The organism is Cupriavidus sp. CPT47-8839-RL05A, from assembly GCF_058792255.1.
Genome location: NZ_JBYTEG010000025.1, coordinates 96,531 through 112,825, shown reverse-complemented (window position 1 = coordinate 112,825; position 16,295 = coordinate 96,531). Strand labels below are relative to the sequence as shown.

Genomic DNA, 16,295 nt, shown 5'->3' with positions numbered 1-16,295 from the left:
CAAAAGACACTGCCAGCCAGTCTAGTTGTGTTACCCATGTCCCCGAACAGGTGTTACCTATGTCCCCGGTCTATACACCGCAAGCGGGAGAGGGAGCACTCAGTTCGCAGCTTCGTTTTCCCCCGGAGATCCCGATGCGCGCGCGCACCGCACTGTGGCTGGCCGCCGCCCTTGGCGCCGCCGCATGCACCACGACACCTGAAGAACGAGCTGCCAGCAGCGCCGCTGCCGTCGGCAAGCCCAACCCCGCCTCCGTCAACTGCACGCAGCGCGGCGGCAAGCTGCAGATCGTGTCGACACCCGCCGGCCAGTCCGGCATCTGCACCTTCCCGTCCGGCAAGCAATGCGAGGAGTGGGCGCTGCTGCGCGGCGAATGCACGCCGGGCTGAGCCGCTAGGCTTCAATCGCGGCGGCGTTCGTTGGCCAGCGTGGTGTAGTAGTCGCGCTTGGCTTGATACATGCGGCTGTCGGCCAGCTTGACGACCTCGTTCAGCCGGTCGCCCTGCAGGCAGGTGGCGTGGCCGATGGAAAGGCTCAGGCGTGCGCCCGGGTAGAACTGGTTGTTCAGCTCCACCACCTTGCCGATCTGCTCGACCACCGTCGCGGCGCCGCGCTCGTCGCGCCCGGGCAGCAGGATCATGAACTCGTCGCCGCCGATGCGCGCCACGCAGGCCTGCTCGCCCACCGCCTTCTTCAACACCTCGCCGGTGCGGCGCAGCAGCCCGTCGCCGTCGGCATGGCCGAACTGGTCGTTGACCACCTTGAGGCCGTTCAGGTCCACCGCCACCACGCTGACCGGCCACGGGCCCTTGCGGCCCAGCCGCGCCATCTCGTCCTCATAGTAGGCGCGGTTGTAGAGCTTGGTCAGCACGTCGTGCTTGCCCAGGAACTCGACATAGGCTTCTGCCTTCTTGCGCGCCGTGATATCGGTCAGCGACACCAGCACCTGGTCCCAGTCCGCTTCCCGCCCGGGGAATACCGACCACTGCATGAAGACGTCCACGGCGCGGCCATCGAGCGCGTAGTTGATGACTTCGCGCTGCTGCCACAGCTTCTCGTGCCAGAGGTCGATCAGTTGCTCGGCAAAATGGATGCGCATGTCGTCGCGGAACACATCGCCCAGCCGCGACAGCAGGGCCTGCTTGCTGCCCGCGCCGAACATCTGCAGCGTCTGCTGGTTGACGTCGAGCACGCGGATCTCCTGCATGCAGCGCGAGACAAAGTCCGGATGCACGTTGAGGAAGGTGCGGAAGTCGGTGATGCCGGCGCCGCGCACTTCATCGAGCAGCACCTTGACCGCGCTGAAGTCTTCTACCCACAGCGACACCGGCGAATGCTCGAACAGTCCCAGCGCATACTGCTCGCTGCGGCGCAGTTCACGCTCGGTGCGCATGCGCGGGGTGATGTCCTTGATCGACAGCAGCACGCGCTCCCAGGTGTCTTCGTGGCCCGGCAACACCGTGGCCTCGAGCTGGATGTCGAGCCGCTCGCCATCCAGCGCGTAGTTGACGGTCTGGCTGGCGAAGCGATTGCCGCCGTCCCACAACTGGCCGAGCTCCTCGACATGCTGGTCGAGCATGTCGTCGCGGAAGACTGTGTCGAGGTTGGCCACCAGGTCGTCGAGATCGGCTGCACGGAACAGCTCCAGCGTGCGCCGGTTCACGTCGATCACGCGGATCAGCGCCGAGCACTGCGCCGCTTGCCGCGGGTCCGCGCGCAGGTGGGCGCGCAGGTCGGTGACACCTTCCTTGCGCAGTTGCGCAAAATACTCGCGCACGGCGCTGAAGTCTTCCAGCCACAGCGAGACAGGTGCCAGTTGGAACAGGGTTTGATAGTCGTCCAGGTTGTTGCCGGCAGGGTTGCCGGCACCCTTGCCGACGGACGTTGCCGCGGATGCACTGCTCAAGGCTTTTCTCCTTTTTCTTTTTCCCGTGGTGCACGGCGCCCCGTGGTCGGTCTTCGCCCCCGGAGACCAGCCGGGCCGCCCTGCGCACCAGCGCTTAGAACCCATTTCATAATGAAGAAGGGGCGCGAAGGCTGCTGCCGGGCCGCAGGGCTAGGCGTGGCCGACGCGGCGTGGTTATTCCACGCAAGGAGGCCGCAACAACGCCATGCGGCCCGGCAGCAGCCTTCCCTTCGGGTTCAAGCCAGGCGCGGCGCATGCGTTGTTACGGGCCTTGACCTTGGAATGACCAAGGCCGGCGGCCCGCGCCTAGCCTGCGCCGCGCCTGGCTTGAACGCGTCCCCTTCTTCATTATGAAATGGGTTCTTAGGATAGGCGAGGCGCCAGCAAAAGGGGAGGGATATTGGCAGGCAAGCGCCAGGGCTAGCCCGCCAGCCGCTGCACGATGGCGGCCAGCGTGCCCAGTGCCCGCTCGATCTGCGCCGAGCGCGGCGTGCCGCAGTTGACGCGCAGGCAGTGGTCGAAGCGGCCGGCGTTGGAGAACATCACGCCCGGCATCACGCGGATGCCGGCCTGCAGCGCCTGGTCGAACACCGCTTCGGACGATACCAGGGCGGGCAGTTCCACCCACAGGTGCATGCCGCCGCGCGGGGACCCCAGCCGCGTCCCGGCGGGAAAGCTTGCGGCGATGGCCTGCGTGAACCATTCGCGCTGCGCGCACAGCCGGGTGCGCAGCCGGCGCAGGTGGCGGTCGTGCGCGCCGGAAGCCAGGAAGTCGGCGGCCGCCATCTGCGACAGCATCTCGTTGGGCCGCGACAGGCCGAACTTGAGCATCTCCACGCGCGCCTGCCATTTGCCGGCGGCGATCCAGCCCAGGCGCATGCCGGGCGCCAGCACCTTGTGCAGCGAGGCGCAGTGGATCACGTTGCCGCTGCCATCCCAGGCCTTGGCCGCGGCCGGCGGCGCATCGCTGTCGGCGGTGGCCGAGAAGCAGTCGTCCTCGATCAGCGCGATGCCGCGCGCCTCGCACCACTGCACCAGCCGCGCCTTGTGCGCGTCCGGCATGATGCAGCCGAGCGGGTTCTGCAGGTTGGGCACCACCGCCACCGCGCGGATATTGTCGTAGTGCTGCGCGGCCAGCTCCAGCGCCTCCAGCGAGATGCCGGTCTGGGGGCTGCACGGGATCTCCAGCGCGCGCATGCCGAGACTTTCCAGGATCTGCAGCAGGCCGTAGTAGGTCGGTGATTCCACCGCGATCACGTCGCCCGGCCCGGCCACCGCGCGCAGGGCCAGGTTGAGCGCCTCGGTGCAGCCGTTGGTGATGACGATTTCCTCCGGCGCGAGCTGCACGCGCGCCCGCAACGCCTGGCGCGCCAGCGCGGCGCGCAGCGGCTGGTAGCCCTCGGGCTCGACCGCTTCGCCGAACAGCAGCGGATGCCGGCGCAGCGCACGGGTCGCGGCGCTGCGCAGCGCCTCGGTCGGATACAGTGACGGCGCGCAATAGGCGCCGCCCAGGTTGGTATGCACATGCTGGTGCTGGCCACGCGCCAGCAAGCCGGAAATGCGCTGGTGGATGCCGACATACTGCGCCGGATCAGGCAAGGCCGCGGCCGGCTCGGCCAGCGCCGCCAGCGGCGAACGCAGCGGTGCCGCGACGAAATAACCCGAGCGCGGCCGCGCTTCCAGCAAGCCGTCGCTCTCGAGCTGCCTGCATGCCTGCAGTGCGGTGGACAGGCTCACACTGTGCAGCGCCATCAGCGCGCGCACCGACGGCATGCGGTCACCGGCGGCGAGCGTTCCGGATTCGATGGCGCGGCGGTAGTGGCCGGCAACCTGGCGGTAGAGCGGGGCGGATTCCATTGGGGGCATCGTGGCGCGGTTGGCCGCATCAGTACAGATACAGACGCGTGGCGGCTGTATCGTAACAGGGCTGAATTTGCTTGGCTGTTCCGGTCCAGGCGGTTCCGGGGTGTGCCTGCCGCGGATGAGATCAGGTCGATAGGCTGGAGTCCTGTGCCTGTTACCGGAGTCCTGCCATGCAAAGCGATCTCAACGACACATCAACCGTAGTGCCGCTTCTGGCCGGCCAGTGCCTGCGCCTGCGCGTGGCGGCGGGCACCATGCTGCATGCCGGCGCGGGTGAGCTGGAGCTGGCCGGGCCGCCGCAATGGCTGGCCGAGACCTGCTACGTACCGCGGCGGCGCCTGCGCGCGGGCGACACGTGGATCGTGCCCGCGCGCGGCTGGCTGACGCTGTCGGCAAGCCGCGCCGGCGCATTGTCGATCACTGACCCGCCGGGCTGGCTGCCCCGGCTGCAAGCCTGGCTGGCGTTGTCGTGGCGCCGCACCGGGCCGGCCCGACAGCCCGAATCCCGCCAGATTCCCGACTCCGCGCCCGAAAGCCTATAAAATTGCGCTCCGGCCGGCCTGGCACATTGGTGTGCCCAACCCCCCGGCCGCAGTTCTCGGGTTCCCCATGCTACGTCTAAGTGAAGTCAAACTCCCGCTCGACCATACCGAAAGCGACCTGGACGCCGCCGTGCGCACCAGCGCCGCGCAGATCGGTGTCAAGGGAGACGGCCTGATCGGCTATACCGTGTTCCGCCGTGCCCACGATGCGCGCAAGCGCTCGGATATCAAGCTGACCTACATCATCGATATCGAGGTCGGCGACGAGGCCGCGGCAATCAAACGCATGGCCGGCAAGCCGAACTGGAGCGTGACGCCCGACATGGCGTACCACTTCGTCGCGCGCGCGCAGGCGGGCAGCTCGCATCCGCGCCCGGTGGTGATCGGCATGGGCCCGTGCGGCCTGCTGGCCGGCCTGATCCTGGCGCAGTCGGGCTTCCGCCCGATCATCCTGGAGCGCGGCAAGGAAGTGCGCGAGCGCACCAGGGACACCTTCGGCCTGTGGCGCAAGAGCGTGCTCAATCCGGAATCGAACGTGCAGTTCGGGGAAGGCGGCGCGGGCACGTTCTCGGACGGCAAGCTGTACAGCCAGATCAAGGACCCCAAGCACTATGGCCGCAAGGTGCTCAACGAGTTCGTGCGCGCCGGCGCGCCGGAGGACATCCTGTACAAGGCGCGCCCGCACATCGGTACCTTCCGGCTGGTCAGCATGGTCGAGAAGATGCGCGCCGAGATCATCGAACTGGGCGGCGAGATCCGCTTCGAGACGCGCGTCGACGATATCGACATCGACAACGGCCAGGTGCGCGGCCTGAAGCTGTCCAACGGCGAATACCTGGAAGCCGACCACGTCATCATGGCGGTCGGCCACAGCGCGCGCGACACCTTCGAGATGCTGCACAGGCGCGGCGTGTTCATGGAGGCCAAGCCGTTCTCGCTGGGCTTTCGCATCGAGCATCCGCAGGGGCTGATCAACCGCAGCCGCTTCGGCAAGTTCGCCGGCAACAAGCTGCTGGGCGCGGCCGACTACAAGGTCGTGCATCACTGCAGCAACGGGCGGTCGGTGTACAGCTTCTGCATGTGCCCGGGCGGCACGGTGGTGGCGGCAGCTTCCGAGCCGGGCCGGGTGGTGACCAATGGCATGAGCCAGTACAAGCGCGCCGAGCGCAACGCCAATGCCGGCATCGTGGTCGGCATCACACCCGAGGACTATCCCGGCGGCCCGCTCGCCGGCATCGAATTCCAGCGCAAGTGGGAAGAGCGCGCGTTCGAGCTGGGCGGCAGCAACTACTGCGCGCCGGGCCAGCTGGTGGGCGATTTCATCGCGGGACGGCCATCCACGTCGCTGGGTTCGGTCGAGCCCTCGTACAAGCCCGGCGTGACGCCGACCGACCTGAGCACGTCGCTGCCTGACTACGTGATCGCGGCGATCCGCGAGGGCATTCCCGAGATCGACAAGAAGCTGCCTGGCTTTGCCCTGCATGATGCCGTGCTGACCGGGGTGGAGACGCGCACCTCGTCGCCGCTGCGCATCCGCCGCAACAACGATGACTACCAGAGCATCAATGTGAAGGGCCTGTACCCGGCGGGCGAAGGCGCGGGTTATGCCGGCGGCATCTACTCCGCGGCGATCGACGGCATCGAAGTGGCCGAGGCGGTGGCGCTCAGCATCGTCGGCGGCAAGGCCGCCTAAGCCTGCTGCAGGTAAGCCGCGGCGCCGAGCGCCGCGGTGCGCCCGCTGGCAAAGCACGCCGTCAGCAGGTAGCCGCCGGTGGGTGCCTCCCAGTCCAGCATCTCGCCGGCGCAGAACACGCCCGGCAGCGCGCGCAGCATCAACCCTTCATCCATCGCCTCGAAGCGCACGCCACCGGCGCTGCTGATCACTTCGTCGATGGGCCGCGGGCGCAGCAGCCGCAGCGGCAGCGCCTTGATCGATGCGGCCAGCGTGCCGGCATCGTGCATCGCTTCCTTCGACAGGCATTCGCGCAGCAGTCCGGCCTTGACGCCGGTGAGGCCGAGCCGGCTTTGCAGGTGGCTCGACAGCGAGCGCGCGCCGCGCGGATGCGTTACCTGCGCGCTGACATGTTCGGCGCTATGCGCCGGCAGCAGGTCCAGGTGGATGGTGGCGCCGCCATCGGCCTCGATGCGGTCGCGGATCGGCGCGGACAGCGCGTAGACCAGGCTGCCTTCGATGCCGGTCGCACTGATGACGAACTCGCCCTGGCGGTAGTGCGCTTGCCCATCGCGGTCGGTCAGGGCGATGGCTACCGGCTTGACCGGCTCGCCGGCAAAGCGCGCCGCAAACGCTTCGCTCCACGCCACATCGAAACCGCAGTTGGCGGGCCGCAGCGGCGCAATCTCGATGCCGCGCTCGGCCAGCCGCGGCACCCACGCACCATCCGATCCCAGCCTTGCCCAGCTGGCACCGCCCAGCGCCAGCACCACCGCGCGTGCCCGCATGACCGTTTCACCGTGCGGCGTGGCAAAGCGCAGCGCATGCGGCGCGCCGTCGTCCCAGCCCAGCCAGCGGTGACGCATATGGAACTGCACGCCGGACTCGCGCAGGCGGTGCAGCCACGCGCGCAGCATCGGCGCGGCCTTCATGTCGGTCGGGAAGACGCGGCCGGAACTGCCGATGAAGGTCTCGATGCCAAGCCCGTGCACCCAGTCGCGCAGGGCCTGCGGGCCGAAGCCCGCCAGCATCGGCGCGATCTGCGCGGTGCGGGCGCCATAGCGGCCGAGGAAGGCCGGCTCCGGCTCCGCGTGGGTCAGGTTCATGCCGCCCTTGCCGGCCATCAAAAACTTGCGCCCGACCGACGGCATGGCGTCGTAGACGGCCACGCTGGCACCTTGCGCCGCCAGCACTTCGGCCGCCATCAGGCCGGCCGGACCGCCGCCGATGACGGCAACGTCGACGCTGGCTTGGGAAGGGGAGGAAGTGGCGGAAGAGGGCATCAGGAGGCTCGGCAGGGGGCGGGGTGTTTCCGCCGCGGATTATAGAGCCTGCGGCAGCGCTAGAATGACGGTTTGCCGCGCATCGCCATCATGACCTCCGCCACTCACTCCGCAGACACCGTCATCGCCGCCACCCGCCACTGGCTGGAGCGCGCCGTGATCGGGCTCAACCTGTGCCCGTTCGCCAAGAGCGTGTATGTGAAGGAGCAGGTGCGCTACGTGGTCAGCACCGTCACCGAAGCGCCGGACGTGATGGACGACCTGGAGCGCGAACTGCGCCTGCTGGCAGACGCCGACCCCGACCAGATCGACACCACGCTGCTGATCCTGCCGGATGCGGTGGCGGACTTCCTCGACTTCAACGACCTGCTGTATTTTGCCGAGCGCCTGCTCGGCAGCCTCGGGCTGGAAGGCACGCTGCAGATCGCCAGCTTCCATCCGCAGTACCAGTTTGCCGGGACCGAGCCGGACGATATCGAGAACTACACCAACCGCGCCCCGTATCCGATCCTGCACCTGCTGCGCGAGGACTCCATCGCCCGCGCGGCGGCGGCGTTCCCGGATGCGGCGGACATCTACGAGCGCAACCAGGCCACCATGCGCCGCCTGGGCCACGAGGGCTGGCAGCGCTGGATGGCGGGCGAGGACGAGCCCGGTAAAGTCTGACTACGCAGCCGACACCGGCGCGGTGAAGAAGCGCTCGCGCATCTCTTCCAGCCCCAGTCTTTCCAGCACCTCTTCCAGCCGCTCGGCCGGGCGGCGGCGCGGCAGGTCCTTGTACTGCGCGATGATCAGCTCGTTCTTCATCGAGTGTTCCCAGCCCACCAGCTCGGTCACGCTGACCTGGTAGCCATGCGCCTCCAGCTGCAGGCAGCGCAGCACATTGGTCACCTGGCTGCCGAACTCGCGCGTGTGCAGCGGGTGGCGCCAGATTTCCGTCAGCGGATTGCCCGCCAGCAGCTTGCCCTTGTGCTTGCGCAGCACGCTGGCCACCTCGGCCTGGCAGCACGGCACCAGCACGATATGGCGGGCCTGCTTGGCCAGCGCAAAGCGGATCGCGTCGTCGGTCGCGGTATTGCACGCATGCAGCGCGGTGACGACGTCGACGGTGGGCGGCAACTGCGGCGAGGTGATCGAATCCGCCACCGACAGGTTCAGGAACGACATCCCAGCAAAGCCCAGCCGCGCAGCCAGCGCCTGCGAGGTCTTCACCAGTTCTTCACGGGTTTCGATGCCGAAGATATGTGAGTCGTCCTGCAGCGCCTTGAAGAACAGGTCGTAGAGGATAAAGCCCAGATACGACTTGCCGGCGCCGTGGTCCACCAGCGTGACGCGGCCGCGCTCGGCCTTGACTTCCTGCAGCAGCGGTTCGATGAACTGGAACAGGTGGTAGACCTGCTTGAGCTTGCGCCGGCTGTCCTGATTCATCTTGCCGTCGCGCGTCAGGATATGGAGTTCCTTGAGCAGTTCGATGGACTGGCCGGGGCGGATTTCGTGGGTATTTGACATGAGGGGGACTGCGCAGGCTGCGGGACGCGGCGCGTCCCGGAATGCCGACAGTTTACCGAAAAGTCCCGCAGGGTCCCCGAGTGACGCTGGCCTCACCGGTGCGGGGCGTGGCGTGATTGGCGCTTCCGCATCGCCGGCACGGGCTCTCGGCGGGCTCGATCGAGCTTGCGAGCTGCTGTCGGATAAATGGTAAAAGTATTAAAACTGCTGCATTGTTACCGCCACGGGATGCCTGCGTTTCTCCGGGCTCCTGGCGCTCGGCTCCGGCAAAAGCGCGGCAAATGGTCAGAAACCGACTGCCTTTGGCCACCAGCGGGCGGCGTGTTGCATCTCGACCAAGGCTGAATTCCGAAATCGGCAATGATCCTGAAACAACATAATTGACACGATTTGTGTCATGAATTCGAAATACGCAAATTTGGCAGACGGGATTGTCGGGATGAGGTGCCGGGCTGGCGGCGCAGGCCCGCGCGGCGGGTCGTCCGGCGGCGCGGCGCGCCGCCGGAACAGTGCCCTCTACTGCAGGGAAGCGCATTTCCCGCCAAGAAATGCGAGGACTGAGGAAATGCCGTCGGTGGTGGCGGAGTAAATCATGAACCGCCCTTGCTGGCGGCTTTTAACCAACCCCGTCCTGACCAATTCCTTCAAATGGAATGTTACGGAAGAGGGAGTTAAATCGGAAGATGCGGAGATAATACCTGCCGGTATTCCTTCCGGTCCCGAATCGGCGAGCAGTAAAAATATCCTGAGCCGATTTTCCTGTGCTAACGCCCCCAGTATTTCCACTGCATTCTTTATATCCAGTTCTGCCATTTTTTTGCTTCTTTATTTTATGCCGCGGGCAGCTGGCAGGGGCGGTATGACTGCCCCGGTTCGCCTTGAAGTCCAGCAGGCAGGCCGCATGCGGCCTGCCGCCCGTGGCGCGGCTTGTCATCCGTAAATCAACGCTCAACAGCACCCCATTGCTGGCAATGTGCCGGTTCCGAGAATAGTTCGTATAACCTCCGTCCATTGTGAAGGATTACTTTTTGTTACATTCGGGGGAGTCCCTGGTAGGGTTATTTCAACGCTATTAAAAATATTGAAATTATTCCTCTTCGGCCCTAAGGAACCTTTTGATAGCATGCACGCCGCTGCTGCCGGATAACCGTTCGCATCAGCGTTTTCTTTACATATGGCTTCCATATGAGGCGCCTTTCATATGGCGCAACCGTTTCTGTGCATTCCCATGGAAGGAGTCGTTATGACATTCGCAAATCTGCGCCGCAAGGCGCGTCAGCAAGGTCAGGGCATGACCGAATACATCATCATCGTGGCACTGATCGCCGTGTCCGCGATCGGCGTCTATGCCATGTTCGGCCAGACCATCCGCAACCAGACCGCGGGCCTCGCCCAGGAAATGGCCGGCAAGAACTCGGCGTCCAAGCAGGCCATCAAGCAAGCCGGCAGCGCCGCGGACGATGCCAGTTCCAAGGCCAACCAGGGCAAGGGGCTGAACAACTACAACGTCGGCAACGACACGGGCAAGAACAACTAAGCGGCATCGCCGCCAGTTGCTTGCTGCGCTCCAGCACTCGCGATCCCGGAACATGGGCAAAACAGGTCTTGCGCATCGACGCAGCCGTCCCGGCCAGCGCGGTCAGGCACTCGCCTTCGCGCTGGTGTTCCTCGCCATCGGCGGGCTGGCCCTGTATCTCGCCTTCAATGCGAGCCAGCTGACCAGCGCCAAGACCAAGCTGCAGAACACGGCGGACGCAGCGGCCTATAGCGCCGCGGTGCTGCAGGCGCGCGACTACAACTTTGCCGCCTACGCGAACCGCGCGATGGTGGCCAACCAGGTGGCCGTGGCGCAGGCCGTGAGCCTCAAGTCGTGGATCGACGAGCTGAAGGGCACCTACACGGAAAACACCTGGATCGACACGCTGGTCAAGATCTTCTCCGACGGGCAGTTGCTGTGGACCACGCCCAAGCAACTGGGCAAGGCCGCGATCACGCCGGTGCGATCCGCCCTGAACACGCTGCTGCCGCCGCTGGTGACCGGGCTCGATGACATCATCGCCGCGCTCAGCATGGCGCAGCGCGCCTACCACGCGGGCACCATTGCCGCGGTGCCGCTGGTGACCGACGAAGTCGCCAAGCGCAACCAGCCTGATTCGACGGTCAGTTCCGGCTACTTCTTTGGCCCGCGCTATGGCGTGCAGCTGGCCCGCTGGACCAAGTTCACCACCGTGACCGATCCGCAGTATCCCAAGCAGGGTTCGGCCACCGGCAAGGACCGCTTTGCCGACGTCACCACCGACGGCACCACGCTCGACGGCTTTCTGAAGGACCGCGGCTCGCCGCGCTCGCCGACGGCGGTCCCGACTGCCTACAAGGGCTGCAAGGGCGCGGTGGTGGCCATCATGGTGACCGTCGTCACGCATGACGGCGGCACGCATCTGCGCCGCGACAAGAAGGGCTGGGAAGCACTCGATGCCTCGCAGGCCAACGGCACGCTTGCCTGTGTCTGGGCCACGCCGGCCGGCCCGGTCGGGTTTGCGATTCCCACGGTGTCCAGTGTCGGGCGCGGCGGCGCGGCCAATGGCCCGGGCGGGCGCTATTCGGGCCGCTCCGGCTACGGTGGCTACAGCAATTTCGGCGGTTCGCTGCTGAACCCGCTGACGCTGATCGCCGCGCAGATGCAGTACTCGTCGGGCCCGGGCAAGACCCTGCACAACAAGCCCGCGGGGCTGCAGGAGTACGCCGACCTGAGCAACCAGCCCAAGCCCGGCACCGGGCCCGTGGACGATTTCAACCGCGCGCCCTCGATCACGATCGAGGCGCAGCGCCAGGACACTTCAGTCGTCACCAGTTCGCGCGTGCTGCCGGGCGGCGATCGCCTGACGCTGGACGGGCGCATGGCCGGCGGCATGATGCGCGCGCTTGCCAGCGGCAGCGCGTACTTTATCCGCCCGACCGACAGCGGCGGCATGGCGGGCGCGCTGCGCAGCGCGGCGGGGTGGCGGCGCGCCGATTCGCGCATCGAATACCCGAGCCTCTTCAATCCGTACTGGCAGGCATCGCTGACGCAGACCAGCGATCTCGAACGCGTTACCGCGATCGCGGCACAGGGCAACTGAGGGAACGGACATGCGCATGCGCAGGCCAGCCAGGCCGAACCGGGCAGCCGGACAGGCAATGATCGAATTCGTGATCGCCGCGATGACGGTGCTTGGCGTGCTGTTTCTCGGCATGGCGATGCTGGGCAAGTTCAGCGACGTGCGCAACAAGGCGCTGATGGCCTCGCGCTATGCCGGCTGGGAGCGCACGGTCTGGACCGTCGACCCGGGCTGGCGCGCGTCGCACGGCAGCTTCGCCAGCAAGGGCGACGAAGAGATCCGCAGCGAATTCGTGCAGCGCGTACTGGGGCACGACCAGGCCGCGCTGGCGTCGAGCGACCGCACGGCGCGCCGCCTGCCCGGCGGCATGGCGCCGATGTGGAAAGACCATGCCGGCGTCGACATGCTGCGCAACTATGCCGACGCGACCCTGGGCAGCGGCGTCGACGAAACCCCGGCAGCCACGCTCAAGCCGATCACGGCTGCCATGGGTGCTGCCAACGCGGTCAACGCCGGCTTCGACCTGGCCACGCGCAACCTCTACCGGGCCGAGGTGGGGTTGTCCGTCGCCGGCGACAACGCGGCCCTGCGCGCGCTGTGGCCGGGCTGGACCGGCTTCGGCATGCAGGATCACACCGTGCTGCTGACCAACGCCTGGACGCCCGAGGGGCGCAACGGCACGCTCGCCGTGATCAAGGAAGCGGTGCCCACCAGCAAGGGCGGCGTGATCGACACCGCGCTGACCGTCGGGCTGGCCGCCTTCGGGCCGGAAATCCTGAAACTGGACCTGGGCCGCATCCAGCCCGACGTGGTCCCCGCCGACCGCCTGGGGAGCCGCTGAGATGAGAGCCTGCATGCATGGCGTGCTGATGCGCTGCCTGGCCGCGCTGCCGCCGGCCGCGCTCGCCTGGTCCGCGGCGGCAGCGACCGCGACGGACTGCACGCGGCAGCCGGTTGCGCCTGCCAGGGCGCATGCGGTCGGCACCGACATGGTGGTCAACGGCCTGCCCACGCGGGTGCTGACGATGGAGTTCGCCGGCACCGCCGAAGCGGTCTCGGACGCGTGGCGCCAGTACTGGACGCGCGAAGGCGTGCCGGCGCGCGGGCAGCGCGCCGGCGGCCAGTACGTGCTGAGCGCGATCGACGGGCTTTGCCACTATGTGCTGTCGCTGGAGCCCAGGCCCGCGCCGGGCGGGCATGTGGCGGGCATCTTCTCGGTCAGCAAGCTGGCGCCGGTGGCGTCCGGCACCGGGCTGGGCGACCTGGGCCTGCCGCCCGGCGCCAAGGTCCTGTCCGATGTCCAGAGCACGGACCGCGGCCAGCGCGGGCGCACCCTGGTGGTCCGGCTGCCCGGCAACGCGCAGGCGGCGCGGCAGCGCGCCGCCGAGCGGCTGGCGGCGCAGGGCTGGAGTTCGGTGGTGCAGATGCCCGCGCCCGTGGCCGACGGTTCGGGCCGCATCGAGGGCCTCACGCTGGCCATGCAGCGGCAGCAGGAACGCATGGATGCCACCTTTGTCGACCGCGCCGGCCAGACCGACGCGGTGATCACCGTGGCACGGCCGGAGTAGCGCGATGGCAATCCGTAGCAGGCGCCAGCGCGGGCAGGCCGCGTTCGAATACATCGTCATCACGCTGCTGGTCGTTGCCGTGCTGGTCGCCGGCGGCGACAACTCGGTCATCAGCATGCTGGCCGCGGCGTTCAGGTCCTTCTTTCAGGCGTACAGCTTTTCCCTGTCACTTCCCTGACGCACCGCCACCAGGCGGCGTCTGGCCATTGCAAGCACATTCATGCTGAAGAAAATCAAGATTCATTCAATTATCGGGAATCCCTGGGTCGTCCTTGTCATCGCCGTGCTGGTCGCCGGCCTGCTGACACTGTGGATCTACCGCTTCCTGAGCGGGCGCGAAGCGGCACTGAAAGAGCAGCTGGCCGCACAGCTGAACGAGGGCCGCCGCGTGGCCGTCATGGTGCCGGTGCGCAATGCCGCGCCGGGCACGGTGATCGACGGCAATGGCTTCGCGGCGCGGGAGATTCCGGCCGACCTGGTCTACGAAGACATGATCCTGGCGAGCAGCTTCGACAAGGTGGCGAACCTGCGCCTGGTGCGCCAGGTGCGGCAGGGCCAGCCGGTGCGGCGTGCCGACGTGGAAGCGCTGCAGTCGCGCGATTTCTCCGACCTGCTCAAGCCCGGCAAGCGCGCCTTCACCATCGAGGTCGACATGGTCAACTCGACGGCCAAGATGCTCAAGCCTGGCAACCATGTCGACCTGTTCCTGATCAGCTCCACCTCGCCCACCGCGGCAGGCACCGACAAGCAGACCGCGCGGCTGCTGATGTCGGACATGCTGGTGCTGGCCACCGGCCAGGACGTGCGCCCGCGCGACTATGGCGAAGCCATGGCGGCGCAGGCCGCGGAAGGCGCGGAGGGCGTGGACACCAACCCGGATTACGACAGCCTCACGCTGATGGTGTCGCCCGAACAGGCGGCGCGGCTGGCGCTGGCGCAGAAGGTCGGCAGCCTGCGCGCGGTGCTGCGCAATGCGGCCGACAAGACCGCGACCCCGCAGATCGCGGTCAGCGAGCACGCGCTCTTCGCCGGTGGCGACGAAGCGGCCATCGAATACATCGTCGGTGGCCGTTCCGCGGGCGCCAACATGATCTCCAAGCTGCCTACCGCGCAGGACATCGGCAACGCCATTTCTTCGGCGCTGGCCAATGGCGGATCCATGGGCGGTTCCGCGGGCGGCATCGCCCAGGCCCAGCAGGGCGCCGTTGCCAACGCCGCCAACGCCATGGCGGGCCGGCCGGCCTCGCGTTGAGCGCGGCGGCCGCACGACATCGGATTATCCAGAACACCAACTGACGGAACACGCAATGGATGGGTCTTTCGCGCAGCGCGGCGGCATCGCCGGGCGCCTGCAGGCGGTCACGGTACACAGAGCACCGGACGGGAAAACGGGTAAGGGGGCGCGCCATGCGGTGCGCGGGGGTATGGCAGCACTGGCGGCAGCCGCGTTGGCCTCGGGAGCCTGGGCCGCCGAGCCCGTGACCACCGCGGCCCGCACAGGCGCGCAGCCGCCGTCGTACGAGCTGCCGGCGCGCTTTGGTGCGATCGAGCTGTTCAAGGGCGAGGTGCGCGCGCTCGAGGTGCCGGGCACCATCAAGCGCGTGGCCATCGGCAACGGCGCGCTGGTCAGCAGCACCGTGGTCGACGGCCGCCTGCTGCTGCTGGCAGAGGAGATCGGCACCACCAGCCTGATCGTCTGGAACGAGCGCGGCGTGGCGCTGCAGGGCAAGCTGCGCGTGGCGCCGGCCGATACCGCCGACGTGGCCCAGCGCCTGCGGGCGTCGCTGGGCAGCGTGCGCGGCCTGAAGATCGAGGTGGTGGGCCCCAGCGTGGTGCTGTCGGGCATCGTCGATCCGCAGATGGTGCCGCTGATCAAGACCGCCACCTCGGGCCTGGACAGCGTGGTCAACCTGGTGCGCGCCGACGAGGGCGACGCCCTGAAGAAGACCGTGCACTTCAAGGTGCACATCATGGAGATCACCCGGCGCGGCATGGAGAAGCTGGGCATTGCCTGGCAGCAGAGCTTCAACGGGCCGCAGATCGCGTTCGCGGGCAATCCGGTGCACACCGGGCGCTATCGCACGCTGCCGTCCACCGATGCGGCCACCTTCACCGATACCCCGAGCCAGGTTGCCGGCGCCGCCAGCGGTTTCTATCTCGGCATTGCCACGACCATCTTCTCGCGCATCAACCTGGCCATCTCCGATGGCGATGCCTACGTGCTCGCCGCGCCGGAGCTCAACAGCAAGAGCGGCGGGCTGGCCACCTTCCTGGCCGGCGGCGAAGTGCCGATTCCCAAGGCCGGCGCGTTCGGCACCACCGACGTCGACTACAAGCCGTACGGCATCAAGCTCAACATCCGCCCGGCGGTGAACGTCGACAACGTCATCTCGACCACGCTGGAAACCGAGATCAGCCAGATCGACCCGTCGGTATCGTTCGGCGGCTTCCCGGCGTTCCTGACGCGCCGCACCACCTCCGAGACCTCGATCCGCGCGGGCGAAACGCTGGCGATCTCGGGGCTGGTCAATGCCGACGCGTCCAAGGCCGTCGACAAGGTGCCGCTGCTGGGCAGCATTCCCATCCTCGGGCGATTGTTCCGTTCCGACGAATTCCGCAACAACAAGAGCGACCTGGTGATCTTTGTCACCCCGGTCGTCTATGACCCGGCCAGCCCGGAAAACGCCGCGCTGCTGCAGCGTGGTGCGGATGTCGATGCCAACTACCGCCACCGCTTCGGCGAGCCGAGCCCGCTGCCCGCTGCGAATGCCGTGCGCGAGCAGGAAGTGATGGAGCAGAAGCGGCCGCCGCTGCCGCCGCCCGGCGTCGACCCGATGAACGGAGGCTGATCCGG

At 67.4% G+C, this 16,295-nt stretch carries 16 protein-coding genes; 11 read left to right on the top strand and 5 right to left on the bottom strand.

Annotated features, from left to right (window positions below; all coding sequences use genetic code 11):
• Positions 1 to 134 precede the first annotated feature (134 nt).
• Complete coding sequence (locus tag AC3WVS_RS26485; protein ID WP_492320971.1) at positions 135 to 389, top strand: putative hemolysin; 255 nt, start codon at positions 135 to 137, stop codon at positions 387 to 389.
• An 11-nt stretch (positions 390 to 400) separates the two neighbouring features.
• Here the strand turns inward: AC3WVS_RS26485 and AC3WVS_RS26480 are convergent, their stop codons facing one another.
• Positions 401 to 1,906, bottom strand: a complete 1,506-nt coding sequence (locus AC3WVS_RS26480; RefSeq protein ID WP_492320970.1) for a sensor domain-containing diguanylate cyclase — start codon at positions 1,904 to 1,906, stop codon at positions 401 to 403.
• 420 nt (positions 1,907 to 2,326) lie between these two features.
• On the bottom strand, positions 2,327 to 3,763 hold the full coding sequence (locus tag AC3WVS_RS26475) for an aminotransferase-like domain-containing protein (protein ID WP_492320969.1): 1,437 nt from the start codon (positions 3,761 to 3,763) through the stop codon (positions 2,327 to 2,329).
• 176 nt (positions 3,764 to 3,939) lie between these two features.
• Between AC3WVS_RS26475 and AC3WVS_RS26470 the strand changes: the two genes are divergently transcribed.
• Complete coding sequence (locus tag AC3WVS_RS26470; protein ID WP_492320968.1) at positions 3,940 to 4,311, top strand: hypothetical protein; 372 nt, start codon at positions 3,940 to 3,942, stop codon at positions 4,309 to 4,311.
• 67 nt (positions 4,312 to 4,378) lie between these two features.
• Entirely contained in the window at positions 4,379 to 6,004 is a 1,626-nt protein-coding gene (locus AC3WVS_RS26465; protein WP_492320967.1) for an NAD(P)/FAD-dependent oxidoreductase, read from the top strand.
• On the opposite strand, the gene AC3WVS_RS26460 is transcribed toward AC3WVS_RS26465, so the two are convergent.
• Complete coding sequence (locus AC3WVS_RS26460; protein ID WP_492320966.1) at positions 6,001 to 7,266, bottom strand: TIGR03862 family flavoprotein; 1,266 nt, start codon at positions 7,264 to 7,266, stop codon at positions 6,001 to 6,003. The genes AC3WVS_RS26465 and AC3WVS_RS26460 overlap by 4 nt on opposite strands.
• A gap of 90 nt (positions 7,267 to 7,356) precedes the next feature.
• On the opposite strand from AC3WVS_RS26460, the gene AC3WVS_RS26455 reads away from it, so the two are divergent.
• Positions 7,357 to 7,932, top strand: coding sequence for a DUF1415 domain-containing protein (locus AC3WVS_RS26455; protein WP_492320965.1), 576 nt, complete (start codon positions 7,357 to 7,359; stop codon positions 7,930 to 7,932).
• On the opposite strand, the gene AC3WVS_RS26450 is transcribed toward AC3WVS_RS26455, so the two are convergent.
• Complete coding sequence (locus AC3WVS_RS26450) at positions 7,933 to 8,775, bottom strand: class I SAM-dependent methyltransferase (RefSeq protein WP_011614818.1); 843 nt, start codon at positions 8,773 to 8,775, stop codon at positions 7,933 to 7,935. It abuts the gene before it with no gap.
• Positions 8,776 to 9,291: 516 nt separating this feature from the next.
• A complete protein-coding gene (locus AC3WVS_RS26445; RefSeq protein ID WP_010809205.1) occupies positions 9,292 to 9,588 on the bottom strand; it encodes an ArsR/SmtB family transcription factor in 297 nt (98 codons plus the stop codon).
• 430 nt (positions 9,589 to 10,018) lie between these two features.
• Between AC3WVS_RS26445 and AC3WVS_RS26440 the strand changes: the two genes are divergently transcribed.
• From AC3WVS_RS26440 to AC3WVS_RS26410, 7 genes are all read left to right on the top strand, one after another.
• Positions 10,019 to 10,312: a Flp family type IVb pilin gene (locus tag AC3WVS_RS26440; RefSeq protein WP_010809204.1), complete on the top strand. Its 294-nt coding sequence runs from the start codon at positions 10,019 to 10,021 to the stop codon at positions 10,310 to 10,312.
• A 52-nt stretch (positions 10,313 to 10,364) separates the two neighbouring features.
• Entirely contained in the window at positions 10,365 to 11,894 is a 1,530-nt protein-coding gene (locus AC3WVS_RS26435; RefSeq protein ID WP_492320964.1) for a pilus assembly protein TadG-related protein, read from the top strand.
• Positions 11,895 to 11,952: 58 nt separating this feature from the next.
• A complete protein-coding gene (locus AC3WVS_RS26430) occupies positions 11,953 to 12,714 on the top strand; it encodes a hypothetical protein (RefSeq protein ID WP_492320963.1) in 762 nt (253 codons plus the stop codon).
• A 1-nt stretch (position 12,715) separates the two neighbouring features.
• On the top strand, positions 12,716 to 13,441 hold the full coding sequence (locus AC3WVS_RS26425) for a hypothetical protein (protein WP_492320962.1): 726 nt from the start codon (positions 12,716 to 12,718) through the stop codon (positions 13,439 to 13,441).
• Between the two features lie 4 nt (positions 13,442 to 13,445).
• Positions 13,446 to 13,619 carry a hypothetical protein gene (locus tag AC3WVS_RS26420; protein ID WP_010809200.1) on the top strand — a complete coding sequence of 58 codons (174 nt, stop codon included), beginning with the start codon at positions 13,446 to 13,448 and terminating at the stop codon, positions 13,617 to 13,619.
• 42 nt (positions 13,620 to 13,661) lie between these two features.
• A complete protein-coding gene (gene cpaB, locus AC3WVS_RS26415) occupies positions 13,662 to 14,693 on the top strand; it encodes a Flp pilus assembly protein CpaB (protein ID WP_058696948.1) in 1,032 nt (343 codons plus the stop codon).
• Positions 14,694 to 14,865: 172 nt separating this feature from the next.
• The gene (locus AC3WVS_RS26410; RefSeq protein WP_037024375.1) at positions 14,866 to 16,290 is read left to right on the top strand and encodes a type II and III secretion system protein family protein; all 1,425 of its coding nucleotides are present in this window, start codon (positions 14,866 to 14,868) and stop codon (positions 16,288 to 16,290) included.
• Positions 16,291 to 16,295 lie beyond the last annotated feature (5 nt).

Bases quoted from the DNA above. Each gene is read 5' to 3' on its own strand.
- AC3WVS_RS26440 (WP_010809204.1), top strand. From the start codon at position 10,019: ATGACATTCGCAAATCTGCGCCGCAAGGCGCGTCAGCAAGGTCAGGGC.
- AC3WVS_RS26475 (WP_492320969.1), bottom strand. From the start codon at position 3,763: ATGGAATCCGCCCCGCTCTACCGCCAGGTTGCCGGCCACTACCGCCGC.
- AC3WVS_RS26410 (WP_037024375.1), top strand. From the start codon at position 14,866: ATGGCAGCACTGGCGGCAGCCGCGTTGGCCTCGGGAGCCTGGGCCGCC.
- AC3WVS_RS26485 (WP_492320971.1), top strand. From the start codon at position 135: ATGCGCGCGCGCACCGCACTGTGGCTGGCCGCCGCCCTTGGCGCCGCC.
- AC3WVS_RS26430 (WP_492320963.1), top strand. From the start codon at position 11,953: ATGATCGAATTCGTGATCGCCGCGATGACGGTGCTTGGCGTGCTGTTT.
- AC3WVS_RS26465 (WP_492320967.1), top strand. From the start codon at position 4,379: ATGCTACGTCTAAGTGAAGTCAAACTCCCGCTCGACCATACCGAAAGC.
- cpaB (WP_058696948.1), top strand. From the start codon at position 13,662: ATGCTGAAGAAAATCAAGATTCATTCAATTATCGGGAATCCCTGGGTC.
- AC3WVS_RS26420 (WP_010809200.1), top strand. From the start codon at position 13,446: ATGGCAATCCGTAGCAGGCGCCAGCGCGGGCAGGCCGCGTTCGAATAC.
- AC3WVS_RS26445 (WP_010809205.1), bottom strand. From the start codon at position 9,588: ATGGCAGAACTGGATATAAAGAATGCAGTGGAAATACTGGGGGCGTTA.
- AC3WVS_RS26435 (WP_492320964.1), top strand. From the start codon at position 10,365: ATGGGCAAAACAGGTCTTGCGCATCGACGCAGCCGTCCCGGCCAGCGC.
- AC3WVS_RS26460 (WP_492320966.1), bottom strand. From the start codon at position 7,266: ATGCCCTCTTCCGCCACTTCCTCCCCTTCCCAAGCCAGCGTCGACGTT.
- AC3WVS_RS26455 (WP_492320965.1), top strand. From the start codon at position 7,357: ATGACCTCCGCCACTCACTCCGCAGACACCGTCATCGCCGCCACCCGC.
- AC3WVS_RS26425 (WP_492320962.1), top strand. From the start codon at position 12,716: ATGAGAGCCTGCATGCATGGCGTGCTGATGCGCTGCCTGGCCGCGCTG.
- AC3WVS_RS26450 (WP_011614818.1), bottom strand. From the start codon at position 8,775: ATGTCAAATACCCACGAAATCCGCCCCGGCCAGTCCATCGAACTGCTC.
- AC3WVS_RS26470 (WP_492320968.1), top strand. From the start codon at position 3,940: ATGCAAAGCGATCTCAACGACACATCAACCGTAGTGCCGCTTCTGGCC.